This is a genomic window from Nodosilinea sp. FACHB-131 (assembly GCF_014695395.1).
In the GTDB taxonomy this organism is placed as follows: Bacteria; Cyanobacteriota; Cyanobacteriia; order Phormidesmidales; family Phormidesmidaceae; genus Nodosilinea.
In genome coordinates, this window is record NZ_JACJOF010000016.1 from 249826 (window position 1) to 265901 (window position 16076).

Consider the following 16076-nt stretch of genomic DNA (forward strand, 5'->3'; position numbering starts at 1 on the left):
CCACTTTTGGCAACGAGAGGCCCCCACTGCCCCCGCTCATGCCCAACCCCAAAGATCAAATCCAGACCATTCTGAACGACCTGCCCGATGCTGCTTTGCAAGAATTGCTGGCCGCATTGCAGGGGGCACCGTCCACCGCTGCCACTACTCAGCTCAACCTAGGGCAGGCCAAGGGATATCAGGTCATGGTGCAGGGCGGCACCGCCTATATTGGCGACCAGCTCAATGTGGATGCAGCAACGCTAGAGGCGGTGCTCAACAAGCTGATCGCCGAGCGGCAACAGCCCCAAATCAGCGGCATCCCCAACAACCTACCCCGCAGCGGCGCGGTGGAGTTTGTCGGACGCGAAACGGATCTGACCGACCTACATACCCAACTACATCAGGTCGATCGCCTAGCAATTACCGCCCTGCGTGGCATGGGGGGCATTGGCAAAACTGAGCTAGCCCTGCAATATGCGCTGCATCATCGCGGCTTGGGCACCTACCCTAGTGGCATCTGCTGGCTTCAGGCCAAAGAGCAAGATATTGGCACCCAAGTCGTCAACTTTGCCACAGACAAGTTGCGGTTGACCGTGCGAACTGATAGCGATTTGCCTCGTCAGGTGCAGTTCTGCTGGGATAACTGGCCTACCGGAGGCGATGTTCTAGTTGTTATTGATGACGTTAGCGGCCCCAACGAGAATGCCGCCTACGCCGCTATCAAAACCTACCTGCCACCCCAAGAAACCCGCTTTCGGGTGCTGCTTACCACCCGTTTGCAGTTAGGCACTTCCATACAGACAGTTCAGATCGATGTGCTGAGTGAGGCGGCCTCTTTAAAGCTGCTGAAGTCGCTGATTGGGGGCAATCGGGTAAACCAGGAACTCGACACCGCTAAAGCCCTCTGCGAGTGGCTGGGCTACCTGCCCCTGGGCCTAGAGTTGGTAGGCCGCTTTTTAGCCCGCAAGCCAGGGTGGACTCTGGCTAAAATGCAGCAGCAACTCAACGAAAAACGCCTGGCTGCCAGAGCCCTGTGCCAGGCTCAGCCCGACATGACTGCCACCCATGAAAGCGTAGCTGCTGCTTTTGAGCTGAGTTGGCAAGACCTGGATGATCCTATTAAAGAACTTACTTATCATCTTTGCTTCTATGCCTTAGCGCCTATCCCTTGGGAATGGATTGAAAACCATTACAAAAGCCATAACCCATCTTTGATGCAGCAGCCTATAAGTCTTATTTGGCTGCCTATCAATAATCAGAACAAAACTGATGATTTAGACAGGCTTGAGCACTGGCGCGATGAGGGATTAGTAGATCGTAGCTTGCTAACTGTGGTGAGCAGCCCTGCCGCTCCGGTGAAGGTGCAGTTGCACCAGCTAATTCGAGAATTTTTTCGTACTAAACTAGAGCAGTGGCCAGATGCCGAGAGGCTCAAGCGAGCCTATTGCAAAAGAATGGTAAAAGTGGCCCAGCAAATGCCCCAAGCTCATTTCCTAACCCGCGACCAAATTTTAGCAGTGACGCCAGCCATACCTCACTTGGCCGAAACCGCTAACGCCTGGCAGCAGTGGTTTGAGGCTGGGGCTTTGGTGTGGCCTTTAAGGGGATTAGGTTCATTTTACCGAAGTCAGGGAGCTTACGAACAAGCAGAAAAATGGTTGCGAGACTGCTTAACAGTGACACTTGATCGCTTGGGCAATAACCCTCGCGCGGTTGTCGTTAGCCTTAATGAGCTTGCAAGTCTATATGAGCTGTTGGGGCGCTACAGTGAAGCGGAATCACTCCATACAGATGCATTGTCGCTTCTTAAGCAGCTGTTGAGTAGTAATCATCCCGATATTATCTCCAACCGTCATGATTTTGTGTCTTTATTTGCCGCAAGTCTCAACAATCTCGCATTGGTATATGAGTCACAAGGGCGTTACAGTGAGGCAGAACCGCTCTACAAAGAGGGAATATTGCTGGAGGAAAAGCTATTTGGTAAGGAGCATCCCAATTTAGCTAGAAGTTTGAACAATCTTGCGGAACTATATCGAGCACAAGGGCGTTACAACGAGGCAGAAGCGCTCTATCAAGAGGCTTTGGCATTAAGAAGACAGCTGCCTGATGCTGCTGATTCTCTTGTCGCTTCCATACTTAACAATCTCGCATTGCTATATAATTTACAGGGGCGCTACAGTGAGGCAGAACCACTTTTTCAAGAGGCTCTGGCACTGCTTCAAAAGCTATGGGGAGATGATCATCCCTATACCGCTACCACCTTCGATAATTTAGCGGAACTATATCGGATTCAAGGTCGGTATAGAGAAGCAGAACCACTTTTCCGAAAGGCTCTATCGATAGCGAAGCAACTGCTAGGTGAGGCCCATCCCCACATCGCAACTAGCCTCAATAATCTCGCGTATCTTTATTATTCATCAGGGCGCTTTAGTGAAGCAGAACCGCTTTACCAGGAGGCCCTGACGCTAAGGAAACAATTGTTAGGCAACACGCACCCTGCCGTTGCTCAAAGCACTCATAATATCGCGCTGTTATATCAGTCGCAGGGACGGTACAGCGAGGCGGAACCGCTGTACCGCGAGGCACTGGCGCTGCGCCAACGGCTGCTGGGCAACGAGCATCCTGATGTCGCCACCAGCCTGGAGGATCTCGCCGGTCTATATTATTCACAAGGGCGTTATAGCGAGGCGGAACCGCTGTACTGCGACGTGCTGACGCTGCGCCAACGACTTTTAGGCGACGAGCATCCCAAAGTCGCTGCCAGCTTGAATAATCTCGCGGAGTTATATCGGTTGCAAGGGCGTTACAGCGAGGCAGAACCGCTGCACCGCGACGCACTGACGTTGCGCCAACAGTTCTTAGGCAGCGAACATCCCGATGTTGCCCAGAGTCTGAATAATCTCGCGTATCTATATGAGTCGCAAGAGCGCTATAGCAAAGCAGAGCCGCTGTATATTCAAGCGCTTTCCATTGCTCATCAACGATTGGGAGAAGATCATCCCAATACACAAACTGTCTGGAGAAATTTTGTCGGCCTCCTGCAAGCCGTGGTTGCCGCCGACCAAACCGATAGCCTCTCCGACCAACCCATCACCCAAGCCCTGCTCCAACAGATTCAATCAGACCAGCAGTAGGATGCTGTTGCGGCTTCTACGGGGCAAACTAGGAATTTAGAGATCGCTGTCTTTGGGAGCCACTCTACGAAGTCACTCTGGTGGGTAGCAAGCTTAAAATTGTAGGTTGGGTGGCGCGATAGCAGAACCCAACAGAACTATCTCTGGCGTTGGGTTTCACTTCGTTTCACCCAACCTACGAGAATCCTAATTTCTATTGTTGACGCTGCACTAGCACTTGGTGCATAACGCTAAGGCGAGGCGTTGCCGACGCGCAGCAGTGCAATGTGGGTATGCACTGGAGAAAAATTTCATCCTTAACAAAGATCTTGTATTTGCAGTTGGGAATCTTGAGAAAACCATCTTGAGAGGCACCTGCCCTATGGCCAGCAACTACATCAGCGCCACCCTTTCCCCCCAAGCCCGCGACGAAATCATGGGCGCGATCGCCCTTATCCGCGACAATCTCCCCTTCATTCTCGACGTCGCCCCCAAGGTCAAACGCTCCATGCCCAAAATGGGCGACAAAAGCCGCGCCTTTGTGCAAAAAGCCCTCGATGTCGCCATCCAGCACCCCGACTTTTTGCCCCGCTCCTTTGACATCGCCGAACTCCAGCGCGACGTCCACCTGTTTGAGACCATCTACCCTCTGGCCATGGCGATCGCCCAGCTCCAGGCCGACCTCGACGACACCCTCGCCGCCGTCGGCAGCGACGCCTTTACCGCCGCCCTTCAGGTTTACCGCCACGCCAAAGCCCACGGCGACGGCAGCGGCCTCGACGCCCTGGTCGAAGACCTCGGCCAGCGCTTCGAGCGCCAGCCCCGCAAAAAAGCCCCCGCCGAAGCCACGATGTAATGGCAAATCCACCTGAATTCACCAACCGCCACCCCGTAGGGGCAAACGGCGTTTGCCCCACCCAACCAGATACCCCGCAGGGCGAATGCCATTCGCCCCTACGTTGGCATCAACCATCCCTACCTTTCTCCCAATCCTCGCGTAGCAGACCGTAGAGAGCCACATCGCGATATACCCCCCACTTCGGCGTTTGCCGCCGCCGATAGCCCTCCTGCGCCATGCCCAGCTTTTCCAGCACCCGGCCAGAGGCAAGGTTGTCGCCAAAACGTATAGCATTAATGCGGTTCAGCCCCAGCGTGCTAAACCCAAAATCCACAACAGCCGCCCCAGCTTCCGTTGCATAGCCCTGACCCCAGTAGGGCTTTCCTATCCAATAGCCCAGCTCTGCCATGTTGTAAGTCGGGTATAAGCCCAACCCCACCGAACCGCAGAGATCGCCGTCAGGCAGCGTAATGGCGTAGTTAATCGCTTTCTTCTCAGTCCAAGCCGCTGGCCGTTGGTTAATCCACTCCTCCGCATCGGCCTCGCTGTAGGGGTGGGGAATCGAGAGCGTGTATTCAGCAACGGCGCGATCGCCCGCCAGCGCCACCACCGCCGCCACATCCGCCAGCGCAAACGGCCGCAGCACCAACCGCGACGTACACAAAATTGGCTGCTCAGCCGGTAACTCCATCAACTCTGGGTAGGACAGTCTCAACTCCTCTCAACCTTAGCGAGTGGCATACACTCCACTCTCCCACCCTCCAACTCTCCCACCCTCCAACTCCCTACTCCCCACCAGCCTAGAAGTCGAAATAAATATACGGCAACGTCTCCGCCGGAGCCAGCAGCCAGGCCAGCACGCTAAACAACGGCACCAGCAGCAGTTTCACCGGCCAGCTCAGCTCTAGCTTGAGCCCCCGCTTGATCACATAGGCCCCCGCCATCAGCCCCACCACTCCGCAGAGCAGCAGCAGCAGTTGCGTAAACGTAAAGCCCAGCGATTCTAAATAGACCAGCTGGCTAAACTGGGCATCTGACGGGGTGCCCCAGAGCCGCTGTAGGGCCAGGGTGTAGCGATCGGGCTCGGGCAGCCGAAAGAAGAGCCAGCTAAAGAACACTAGCCCCTGGGTGAGCAGCCAGCCCAGCCCGGTCCCTGGCAGCGTGCCCCAAAATGCCTTCAGTTTAGGCACCGCTTTGCCCCACGACTGGGTGAGGCGATGCACCACCAGCCCCGCCCCGTGAATGGCACCCCAGATTAAAAAGCCCCAGTTGTTGCCGTGCCAGACCCCCGCAATCAGCATCACCGCCATCAGGTTGATGCAAGTGCGCACCACCCCTCGCCGCGACCCCCCCAGCGGAAAGTAGAGGTAGTTACGCAGCCAGTCGCCCAGGGTGATGTGCCAGCGTCGCCAAAAGTCGGCCAGGCTGGTGGTGAAGTAGGGAGCGTCGAAGTTTTGGGGCAGGTTAATGCCCATCAGCAGGGCGCTGCCTCGGGCAATGTTGACGTAGGCGCTGAAGTCGAGGTAGAGCTGAAGGCCGTAGGCAAAGGTTGCCAGCCAGATATCGGCACTGCCCGCCCGCTCCAAGTTGTCAAAGCTGAGGTTGACCAAAATGGCGATGTGGTCAGCAATCAGCAGCTTTTTCATCGCCCCGTAGGCGATTAGCCACAGCCCCTCGACGGCGGTGTTGAGCCCCGGCGGCTTTTGCTGCTCGACCTGGTCAATAAACGGGTGAAACCGAGTGATAGGGCCAGAGATCAGCTTCGGGAAGTAGAGCTTATAGGCGGCAAAGTCAGAGAAGTTGAGCGCCGCTGGCGACCCCCGATACACATCCACCAGGTAAGCGATGCACTCAAAGACAAAGAAGCTCAGCCCCAGGGGCATGATGATGCGCGTCAAGGTGTCGTCGGGGGCGGTGCCCAGCTCGATCCCCAGCCAGCGAAACAGTCCTTCGGCATACTTAAACCCCAGCAGCAGCGCCACGTTGATGCCCACGCCCAGCCACAGTAGCTGGGTGCGGCGCTGGTTCCAGCCCCGTTCAGCCAGCTGCCAGCGAGGGTTGGGGATGCGCCAGTCGAGGGGAGCAGCGATCGCATTGCCAACAAAAAAGGTCACGATCAGCAGCGCCACCATCAGCAGCAGATACTGCACCTGAATCGAGGCGTAGAAGATTAGGCTAGCCACCACCAGCAGCCACAGCCGCGCCTGCAACGACTCCAGCGTCCAAAACACGCCGACAACGCTGAGCAAAAACAGGGCGTAGACCAGGGAGGGCAGGGTCATGGCAGAGCGGGGGGAGCAGGGGGAGCGGCGGGTCGGGGCCAGGCAATTAGCGGGTCTTGGCCCAGCTGGCTAGAGACCTGGTAAGCGCCATAGCGGTTCAGGTGGCTGGGGTCTGAGAAATAGTCGTAGCGATCGGGCCAGAGCTGGGCAAAGTCGCGGAAGAGAAAGCCGGTCTCGGTGGTGGAGAGCTTGAGCATGTGCTGCAAGAACTCGGCCTCAGCATCGCGCCGGTAGTCGTCGAGGTATTCATCGGTGAGGGGAGTGTTGATGAACACGATGGGAATGTCCTGCTCCTGGGTAAAGCTGAGCAGATTGGCAAAGGCATCGACCTGCTGGCCCTCGAGGCGAAAGCTGTCGTAGTCACCGTCGTAGCGGCCCGAAACTCGGGCAAAGTCTTGGTAGTAGGTGGCGGGGTTAAACCGCACCGAGAGGGCCAAAAAACCGTCGAAGTCGATGGTGCTGCCCTCGGGCATGGCGGCATCGAGGCCTTCTTCGCTAGAGCCGGTGGGGGTGGGGGTGGCGACCATCAGCCGCTGCTGAAACCAGCCCTTGAGCCGATCGCGATCGCTATACACCGCCGAGACAGTGGCCAGCCGACCGCTAAGCCACTCATCCATCGCGGCGTAGCTCTTGGGCAGCGACCCGGTGGAGGTTTCGGGGCTACCCGGGGCTGTGGGGTCGCCAGGGGTTGCAGCGGCCTCAACTTCCTCGGCACGGCGGTCGGCCACTTCGCGATAGCCGGGGGAGGCCGCAATGGCGTTATAGGTGGCATCGACCCGGCCGCTGTTAAAGGCCCGCGCCCCGTCGGCCCAGATAATCAGCTGGGGCAGCTGGTCAGGCTCTAGTACCTGGCGAATCACCAGATCCACCACCTGGGCGGTGGCCCCGTTAATGCCGAAGTTGAAGATGCTGACATTGTCGTAGCCGATGGTGGCTAGCTCTTGGCGCAGGGCCACGGGGTCAACCCCCCGTAGGGCGCGAGAGCTACCCACAATCATCACGTCCGGGGGGCCAGACTGCTCTAGGCGCTGGTAGTAGAGAGCCAGCTTTTCGTTCATCTGGTCGCTGTTGAAGCTAGAGAACGACGCCTGCTCAACCAGGTCATTGATGGCGACGATGGGCTGGCTGGGGCTGGTGTCGAGGGATTCTGCCCCGGCGGTGTCGCCATTGGAATCGCTGGTAAAGCCGCCCTCACCCCAGCCGTTGTCGCTGCTTTGAGAACCGGGCCAGTCAAGCTCGGCCAGATCTTCCGCCAGGGGGTCGCTAGGCTCAGGGGGTTCAGTCAGGGGGGGAGCGATGTCTTCGGCCTTGGCCTGCTGGCTCGGCGGGGTGATGATCTGCCCCAGCAGCCAGTCCACCTGAAGGGCGACGAGAACGCCGACTGCTGCCCACACCACAGCAATTTTGAACCCGTCGGAGCGGCCCAGATTGTCGAGGCTCTCGACACCGTCGCCCAGGTTCTCGGGGGTGGCGCTGGTCAGCAGCTGCGATCGCAGCAGCAAATGGCGTCCACGGGTGAGCACGTCTTGCACCCACTGGCTGAGGGCAACGTCCTCCTCTAGCTCGGCTTCCAGTTCAGCGGTGGTGACGGGGCCGTCGGGCCGCACCAGCAGCTCGTTGACGTAGGAGTCGGAGGCGGTGAACTCTGGGGTCGCCTCGGGTACCAGGCGACGGCGGGTCAAAAAGTCCTGGCCAAAGGTCCAGGCGGGCTGCGACTGCCCCGATCGCCGCCCATAAATCCGCACCCCCTCGATGCCCATGGGGCTAAGGGACAGCAAATAGTCGTTGATGGGCGGGGCCACCAGGCGGCGGCGGGGAGCGACCGGGCCGTCGACCATGACGTGCAGCAGCCCGTCGCGGCGCAGCAGCTGCACCCGCTGGCCGCCCGTGGCCAGGCGGTCGTCGAGGCTGGGGTTGAGCAGCCGGGTGAGCAGGAAGGCGATCGCGGGCAGGTCGCCGGTCTGGCCCAGATACTCGGGGGTGTCGGCCAGGGCGCTGTGCTCGGCGGCGGGCAGGTCGAGGTAGTGCACCCAGGCAGGGGTGGCGTTGGCCCCAGCCTGGCCATAGATCACGGCTCGGGGAATGCCCTGGGGGGCGAGGTCGTTGAGGGGCGTCGTCAGGGCTTCGAGCACGGCCTCCTGGGCGGCGAGCCCCTCGGCTTGCTGGGTGTCGTGGTCGCCGCTCTGGGGTGAGCAGATCAGGTGCAGGGTGCCGTTGGTGAGTTCGGAGGTGACGCCCAGGTGCCAGCTGGCCACCGCCGCTGAGAGTAAGCGGGCGATCGCATCGGTATCGCCCCAGCGGCCCCACTCCCGCAGCATTTCCTCGGGCGGGGTGAGGTCAATGCGCAGGCTCCAGTCGGGCTTAGTTTCGCCCCGCACCTGGAGCAGCAGCACCGCATCCTTAAACTGGGTGAGCTGAAGCTGCCGCAGCCGTTCTGCCGTGGGGCGGGCAATCAGCGAGGGGTCGGGGCTGTAGGTGGCCTCGCAGAGAATCCACAGCCGAGAGATGGTTGTATCGGTGCCCGCTGGGTCGTCGGCCGCAGTTTCGCCATCGTCACCAGCGATGCGTGACGCCAGCCCGACAGGAATCGCCATCCGGTGCAGGTGGGCGGTGCCGGGAATGGCCTTAATGCTGACCCACACACCGACGTCGAGGCTGCTGAGGGTCTCGCTCAGGTACCAGGCGATCGCCTCGGGGTCGCCCTTGCGGGCCAGGCTCAGGTTCGACAGCACGATCGCCCCGCTGCCGCCCTCGACCCCCCGCGCCGACTGGCCCTGGTTATATTTCTCCAGCAGCGAGTGGGTGGCCTTGATATCGGCCTCATCCTGGTTTTCGAGCACCAGCTGGGCCAGGTGGCGCTCCAGTCGATTGAGATAGATCGGGGCCGTCCATTCAGGGGTGGGGTTGCCCTCTAGCCGGCTGTAGACGTAGAGCTGATACACCTGGGGGTAGTGCTGGCGCACCAAGTCGTCGCCGCCCTCAATCAGCGATCGCACCAGCTTCAGCAGCACCGCCGACTGATCCAGCGCTGCCGGAGTCTCGCAGAGCACGTGGAGAATGTTGCCCCGCAGCTTGATGTGCAGCTCCGCCGTGGGCAACCCCATGGCCTGCTTTAGCCAGCCCAGCACGGTGGCTGCTGGCGAGTTGGGGCTAAGGGTGGGGTTGGATAAAGACACAGGCATAGGGGGTCAGGGTAACGGCTAGGCTAGGGCCACACTCCCGAATTGTGAGACAGCGCCTGGCCGTGGCGCAGTCGGTTTAATTTATACCAACTCCAGCGCCAATCAGCCGATTTCTTTTGGGGCAATTTCAAAACTGGGTCAGCCCGAGGGGGCACAGCCATCGACCCCATCCTACATGCCCCATCCTACCTGCTCAACAACTTAGAAATGATAGGAGTGCCCTGGCCAAGGCCACCTGGTCAGGCATGAGGCCCCTTGTCTAATATATTAGTGATCAATTGCGCTGACGGTACGCTCGGGCGATCGCTCCCCGAGACCCCTCCAGCGGCGCTTCCAGAGTCGGCCCTGACCCTAGATTTTCCCCCTTTGTGCCCCAACTTGTGATTGTCCTATGACCTCGTCGCACCGTTCTGATTCCGCCCCGGTTAACCGTCAGTCTGCCGAGGTGGCGGTGGGTCTGCTGGTGCCCCCGGTGCTGCTTGGCATTTTGGTCACCCGTGCCCTGGCCGATGGGCTGACCCAGCTGGGGTTGGTCAGCGAGCAGCTTTTCTCAGGCGATCGCCTGCCCAACCTGAAAATGCCGCCGATCGCGCCCGATAGCGCCACCTCTGCGCCGGAGGGTTAGGTCCGTTTTGACAGGGTTTTTGATTTCTCAAAAACCCTTGCTGGAGAAGGGTTTGACAGCTTCGGTCAGCGCTGATAACGCTGTAACGATTTCAATTTGTTGATCTGGATAAACTTCTTCCGGCCAGGGTAATCCTATAGAATCTTTGCGATATCCCCGTTCTCTTTGCTGTCATACCCATGAGTTCAACGCTCCACTCCTCCGGGGATGCCCGGCCCGCAGCTCAGACTGACCCGGCTAGCCTGCCCGCAGCGGTGGATGATCAGTCTTCCTGGCAAGATTTGCTGCTGCGCCACCGGCTGCGAGTGGTCGAAGACCTGTGGGAGAACGTTTTGGAGCATGCCTGTGGCCCTGAACTCTTAAAGCTGCTCCAGCAGCTGCGGCGCATGTGCTCCCCCGAGGGGCAGGCTCCCACTGCCGCCGAGGCTCGGGTCAAAGCCGTAGTCGACGTAGTCGAAGCCCTCGACCTCGAAGATGCCATTCGGGCTTCGCGGGCCTTCGCCCTCTACTTTCAGCTGATTAACATCGTCGAGCAGCACTACGAGCAGCGCGATCAGCAGCAGCAGTATCGGGCGGCCTACGAAACCTCAGAACTGGCCCAGCGCATTGGCCAGTCAATTTTTGGAAACAACGTCAGCGACAGCGAGTCGAGCAACCTTTTCCAGGCTGACCTGCTGACTCGCAGCATCGCCGACCCTCCCAGCAGCCGCAAAGAGGCGGGCACCTTCCATTGGCTGTTCCCCACCCTCAAGCGGCTGAACGTGCCGCCCCAGGTGATCCAAAACTTGATCGATCAGCTGGACGTGCGGCTGGTGTTTACCGCCCACCCCACCGAGATTGTGCGCCACACCATCCGCGACAAGCAGCGGCGGATCGCCAGCATTTTGCGCCAGATGGATCAGGCTGAAGAAAGTGCCCAAACCCTGGGCCTGGCCTCCTCCTGGGAAATTGAAGAACTCAAAGAACAGCTCACCGAAGAAATTCGCCTCTGGTGGCGCACCGACGAGCTGCACCAGTTTAAGCCCTCGGTGCTTGACGAGGTCGACTACACCCTGCACTACTTCAACGTGGTGCTGTTTGACGCGCTGCCCCAGCTCTACCAGCGGTTTGAGCGGGCGATCGCCACCACCTTTCCCGAGCTCGACCCGCCCCGCCACCGCTTTTGCCGGTTTGGCTCCTGGGTGGGGGCCGATCGCGACGGCAACCCCTCCGTCACCCCCGAGGTCACCTGGAAGACCGCCTGCTACCAGCGCAACCTGGTGCTCACCAAGTACATGGCGTCCGTCGATCGCCTGGTCGAGCTGCTCAGCCTCTCGCTGCACTGGAGCGAGGTGCTGCCCGAGCTGCTCGAATCCCTGGAGCAAGACCAGGTCAAAATGGCCGACATCTATGACGAACTGGCGATTCGCTACCGTCAAGAGCCCTACCGCCTCAAGCTGGCCTACATCAAGCAGCGGCTCAAGAACACCTGCGATCGCAGCCAGCGCCTCTACCAAAGCGACCCCTTCGCCGACCACTCCAACGACCCCAGCGGCTTGCCCATCTACCGCTACGGCCACGAATTTCTGGCTGAGCTGCGGCTGATTCAGCGCAACTTAGAAGCCACAGGCCTCAACTGCCAAGACCTCAACACCCTGATCTGCCAGGTCGAAATCTTTGGCTTCAACCTGGCCCAGCTCGACCTGCGGCAAGAGAGCACCCGTCACTCCGACGCCCTCGACGAGATCGCCGAGTACCTGCAAGTTTTGCCCCAGCCCTACAGTGAGCTGCCCGAGGCCGACAAAATTGCCTGGCTGGTCAGCGAACTCACTACCCGCCGCCCCCTCACCCCCCGCGAGCTGCCCTTCTCCGACAAAACCCGCGAGACCATCGCTACCCTGCACATGGTGCGCCAGCTCCACCAGGAGTTTGGCCCCGACATCTGCGGCAGCTATGTGATCAGCATGAGCCACACCGTCAGTGACCTGCTCGAGGTGCTGCTGCTGGCCAAAGAGGCGGGCCTCTACGACCCCAGCGCCGAGCTCAGCAGCCTGCAGCCGGTGCCCCTGTTTGAAACCGTCGAAGACCTCCAGCGTGCCCCGGCGGTGATGGAAGAGCTATTTCAGCTGCCGCTGTACCGCAATCTGCTAGAAGGGCAGGCCAACCAGCCTGCTGACCAAGGTCCTGGCAGCGTGGCCACGCCGCGGGCGGTGCCCCTGCAAGAGGTGATGCTGGGCTATTCCGACAGCAACAAAGACTCCGGTTTCCTCAGCAGCAACTGGGAAATTCATAAGGCTCAGCAGGCGCTCCAGACCACCGCCGATCGCTACGGCGTCTCCCTGCGCATCTTCCACGGGCGCGGTGGCTCAGTGGGGCGCGGCGGCGGCCCCGCCTACGAGGCGATTTTGGCCCAGCCGGGCCGCAGCATCAAAGGCCGGATCAAAATCACCGAGCAGGGGGAGGTGCTGGCCTCCAAGTACAACCTTTCGGACCTGGCCCTCTACAACCTGGAGACGGTGACCACTGCCGTCATTCAGGCCAGCCTGCTGAGCAACAGCGTCGATGACATTCAGCCCTGGAATGAGACCATGGAGGATCTGGCCACCCGCTCCCGCAGCCACTACCGCCAGCTGATCTACGAACAGCCTGACCTGGTCAACTTCTTCCACCAGGTCACCCCCATTCAAGAGATTAGCCAGCTCCAGATCAGCTCGCGCCCCTCGCGGCGGGGGGGCAAAAAAGACCTCGGTAGCCTGCGAGCGATTCCCTGGGTGTTTAGCTGGACTCAGGCCCGGTTCTTGCTGCCCTCCTGGTACGGGGTGGGCACGGCCCTGCAAGAGTTTGTGGACGAGGCACCGGAGGAACACCTCAAGGTGCTGCGCTACTTCTACAGCAAGTGGCCTTTCTTCAAGATGGTGATCTCAAAGGTTGAGATGACTCTGGCCAAGGTCGATCTGCAAATTGCTGAGCACTACGTGCGCGAACTCACCACCCCCGAAGACAAAGAGCGGTTTTTGGACCTGTTCAGCACGATTTCCCAGGAGTTTTACCTGACCCGCGACATGGTGCTGCGGATTACTGACTGCGAGCGCCTGCTCGATGGCGACCCCGATTTGCAGCGATCGGTCTACTTGCGCAACGGCACCATTGTGCCCCTAGGCTTTTTGCAGGTGGCCCTGCTCAAGCGCCTGCGCCAGTACAAAGACCAGGCGGCGACAGGGGTGATTCGATCGCGCTACAGCCAGGGCGAGCTGCTGCGGGGCGCACTCCTCACCATCAACGGCATTGCAGCAGGGATGCGCAATACGGGCTGATTTTGAGTCTCGGTTAGTTGAGATTGGCCTGCTGGGCGACCTGCTGGGCGACCTCGGCCTCCTGCTGTAGCTGCTCTGCATCCTCTTGGGCTTCCTGGGCTAGCTGTTCGAGGCTGACGGCCATTGCCCGAGCCTCTTGCCCCAACTGTTTGGCCTTCTCTAGCTGGGAACTAAAGCTATCGGAAACGGTTTCAATTTCAGCAAAGAGGGCTTTGTACTCTTCGGGTGGGTTGACCAGCCAGGCTTGAAAGTCTTGTCGGTTGGCAGTTAAGAGGGTGAGAGCCTGTTCCCAAGATGTTTTGAAGCTGAAGTTGAGCGCCTTTAGAGATTCGTACTTAGTTTTGAGCTGCTGAGTCGTAGAGACTTGGGCCAGGGTGTAAACTTCGGCCTTGAGATTGGCGATGGTTCTAGCTGGGGTGCCATCGCTGGGTTGGTTCGTTTCTAGAACGGCGATCGCCTTTTGCCAAGAGGCTTTGAGGCGAAGGTTGAGTTGATCAATCGCCGCGTATTTAGCTTTGAGCTGCTGGGTGGTAGTGACACCGGCTAACTCATAGGCTCTAGCCTTTAAGTCGTTAATTCCCATTGCGGCGAACTTCTACAATGCCTAGCTTGGTCTGCTTGCGGAGCTGAGATAGTTCTGACGTTAGCGCCTCATTTTCGCTGCGGAGTTGCTGGTTATGGTCTGTAACCTGGGCCAGCTTTTGGCGCAGCTCTTCTGCCGCTGCCCGTGCTGCATCGCGCTCGTTCCGGAAGCGGTTAGTGTGGCTTACTCGGCCGCCAAGACTCTGATTGTTTTTGGCAAGTTCCTGCTTACGCTTAGCAACTTTCTCAAATTCTTTCTTGAGGGTCTCAAACTCTTGAAGAAGATCGCTGTAGGCTTTTGCCTGCTCAGTCTCGGCTCTCAAGGTCTCGTTTTCTGTCTCCAGAATGGAGATGCGATTTTGCAGCGCCTGAATATCCTGATCCTTGCCGAAGATAATTTCCTGTAGCGCTTGGATGATTTTTTGAAACTTGCCCTTGGTGTGGGCGAGATCTTGAACTTCGCTCTGGAGCTCTGCAATGTGGCTGTTGAGAAAGCCTGCCCGCCGTTGAAGCACCTGGGCTGTGCACTGGTACTTAATGACGGCAATGACCCGACTACGTTCTAGCTCGTCTAGCAGCTCAACTTCGCGGCTGGCGCGGAGGGTGTCGTAGTTGGTGCAATCGTGGCGCAAGCGAGGAGTTTCGATGTGGCCAGGGGAAGAGACGATGCTCAGGTTTTTAAGGCGTACCTTGCTATGCCAGTAGTCGAAGAGGGCTTTGGAATCGTTCATCACGGCGATCGCGGCGTTGGTTGTCGGCTGATTTAGCCTCAGAATACCCGTCTGCCGCTGAGTCTAGGGCTTTCCGTTGGTTCCTTTACTTAAGCTATATAGACTTGATTGTCAGACAATCCGCTGCGGTAAATGGATATACCCTTTTCGTCGATGTGCTGCTTCAGAGCCTCGCGGGTGATGGTGCCGTAGGCTACGAAGTCAAAGAAATAGGGCAAGTAGGTGTCTTCTTCGATATCAAACTTGAGCCGGGCTGCCAGCGCTGAGTTAACCCCATTACCCTTGATCGCGATATCCACATCTAAGGCGGGTTTGTGAGTACCGATCGCGCGGGAGCCAAACAAAATTGCCTCTTCCACCTGCGGGTAGGCAGCGATGAACTCGACAATTTCCTCAAGCTGCTGATCCGATAATCCGTAGCTCATTACTTTGCGTTGCGATCGCCCTTCCCAACCAGCCCCCATCCTCACCTCAGATTTTTCCTAACAATCTTACTGACTGAAGAAATTCAGTGTGTCGAAATCTGAGCCATGCAGTAAGCTTATCGGCAGACTAAGGGTATCAGGGCCAAAATCGCCCTACAGCGATAGGTTCAGGTCGGCATCGGTAAGCCCGCACAGTCAGCCAACACAAAATCGTTTGAAGGGTTGAGGAGTAACTCCATGAAAAGCTTAGGGCGTTGGATGGGGCGTACGGCAGGGGCTGCTCTGCTAGCAGTGGCGGCCACCGCGACGGGTGCGGCGATCGCCCCAGAGGCCGCCGAGGCCCAGGTAGCCTACGGTAGCTATGTCGGCATTGGGGCCGGTCTTGGCCTCACCAGCGATGCGGCCACCGGTCAGGGCGGCGGTGTGCAGGGCGTGATCTCAGGCCGCTATCGCCTGTTGCAGTATCCGGTTTCGCTGCGGGCTCAAGGCTTTATCTTTGGCGGCGATTTTGCGTTTGTGCCAACCGTTTCCTACGATGTGCCGCTGAGCTGGAATACTGATGTCTATGTGGGAGCCGGGGCCTCGTTTGTCGGTGGCGGCGGCGACGACCCCTCGATCGTGGGTGACAAGACAGCGTTTGTCATTCAGCCGGGCATTGACCATCTGTTTCCCAACAGCAACTTAGTCGCCTTCGGCAACGCTATTTTTGCCTTCGACGCCTACCGCCAAGGTAACAATATGGCCATCTCGGTGCAGGGTGGTGTCGGCATCCAGTTTTAGCGGTTTATCTAAGATTTGACTCTACTCTTTGAACTTGCCAATGTCTTGGCTAACGATGTTGTCCTGAGCTATCAAACTGGGTAGCTCAGGGCATTTTTGATCAAAGTTGAGCTAATCAGGACAAGTGTATTAGAATTGGCGGAGTTGACGAGGCTAGAGTGCCGTCAAATCGGCAGTGAAGAGCTGTGTAGGTTGGGTGAAGCAAAGTGAAACCCAACTCCAGGGCATGTCGGGTGCTGCTGG

Annotated in this window: 11 protein-coding genes; 5 read left to right on the forward strand and 6 right to left on the reverse strand. The window is 58.6% G+C overall.

The window, feature by feature from the left end; all coding sequences use genetic code 11:
* The first annotated feature begins 38 nt into the window (after window positions 1–38).
* Together H6F75_RS11250 and H6F75_RS11255 are read left to right on the forward strand one after the other, a co-directional pair.
* The gene (locus H6F75_RS11250; RefSeq protein WP_242019878.1) at window positions 39–3116 is read left to right on the forward strand and encodes a tetratricopeptide repeat protein; all 3078 of its coding nucleotides are present in this window, start codon (window positions 39–41) and stop codon (window positions 3114–3116) included.
* A gap of 361 nt (window positions 3117–3477) precedes the next feature.
* Complete coding sequence (locus tag H6F75_RS11255) at window positions 3478–3951, forward strand: hypothetical protein (RefSeq protein WP_190752182.1); 474 nt, start codon at window positions 3478–3480, stop codon at window positions 3949–3951.
* Between the two features lie 109 nt (window positions 3952–4060).
* On the opposite strand, the gene H6F75_RS11260 is transcribed toward H6F75_RS11255, so the two are convergent.
* The 3 genes from H6F75_RS11260 to H6F75_RS11270 form a co-directional block, all read right to left on the reverse strand.
* The gene (locus H6F75_RS11260; RefSeq protein ID WP_199303870.1) at window positions 4061–4648 is read right to left on the reverse strand and encodes a GNAT family protein; all 588 of its coding nucleotides are present in this window, start codon (window positions 4646–4648) and stop codon (window positions 4061–4063) included.
* 85 nt (window positions 4649–4733) lie between these two features.
* Complete coding sequence (locus H6F75_RS11265; protein ID WP_190752184.1) at window positions 4734–6215, reverse strand: MBOAT family protein; 1482 nt, start codon at window positions 6213–6215, stop codon at window positions 4734–4736.
* A complete protein-coding gene (locus H6F75_RS11270) occupies window positions 6212–9397 on the reverse strand; it encodes a DUF1574 domain-containing protein (protein ID WP_190752186.1) in 3186 nt (1061 codons plus the stop codon). The genes H6F75_RS11265 and H6F75_RS11270 overlap by 4 nt, the downstream gene beginning before the upstream one ends.
* A 391-nt stretch (window positions 9398–9788) precedes the next feature.
* On the opposite strand from H6F75_RS11270, the gene H6F75_RS11275 reads away from it, so the two are divergent.
* Window positions 9789–10022 carry a hypothetical protein gene (locus tag H6F75_RS11275; RefSeq protein WP_199303871.1) on the forward strand — a complete coding sequence of 78 codons (234 nt, stop codon included), beginning with the start codon at window positions 9789–9791 and terminating at the stop codon, window positions 10020–10022.
* 179 nt (window positions 10023–10201) lie between these two features.
* Window positions 10202–13315 (forward strand): phosphoenolpyruvate carboxylase, encoded by a 3114-nt coding sequence (gene ppc / locus H6F75_RS11280; protein ID WP_190752188.1) that lies wholly within the window; start codon window positions 10202–10204, stop codon window positions 13313–13315.
* A gap of 13 nt (window positions 13316–13328) precedes the next feature.
* Here the strand turns inward: ppc and H6F75_RS11285 are convergent, their stop codons facing one another.
* The 3 genes from H6F75_RS11285 to H6F75_RS11295 form a co-directional block, all read right to left on the reverse strand.
* Complete coding sequence (locus H6F75_RS11285) at window positions 13329–13898, reverse strand: hypothetical protein (RefSeq protein WP_190752190.1); 570 nt, start codon at window positions 13896–13898, stop codon at window positions 13329–13331.
* Window positions 13888–14628 (reverse strand): hypothetical protein, encoded by a 741-nt coding sequence (locus H6F75_RS11290; RefSeq protein WP_190752192.1) that lies wholly within the window; start codon window positions 14626–14628, stop codon window positions 13888–13890. Before H6F75_RS11290 ends, H6F75_RS11285 begins: the two co-directional genes overlap by 11 nt.
* An 89-nt stretch (window positions 14629–14717) precedes the next feature.
* Window positions 14718–15053 (reverse strand): nucleotidyltransferase domain-containing protein, encoded by a 336-nt coding sequence (locus H6F75_RS11295; protein ID WP_190752292.1) that lies wholly within the window; start codon window positions 15051–15053, stop codon window positions 14718–14720.
* Window positions 15054–15290: 237 nt separating this feature from the next.
* On the opposite strand from H6F75_RS11295, the gene H6F75_RS11300 reads away from it, so the two are divergent.
* Entirely contained in the window at window positions 15291–15833 is a 543-nt protein-coding gene (locus H6F75_RS11300; protein ID WP_242019879.1) for a hypothetical protein, read from the forward strand.
* The last annotated feature ends 243 nt before the right edge of the window (window positions 15834–16076 follow it).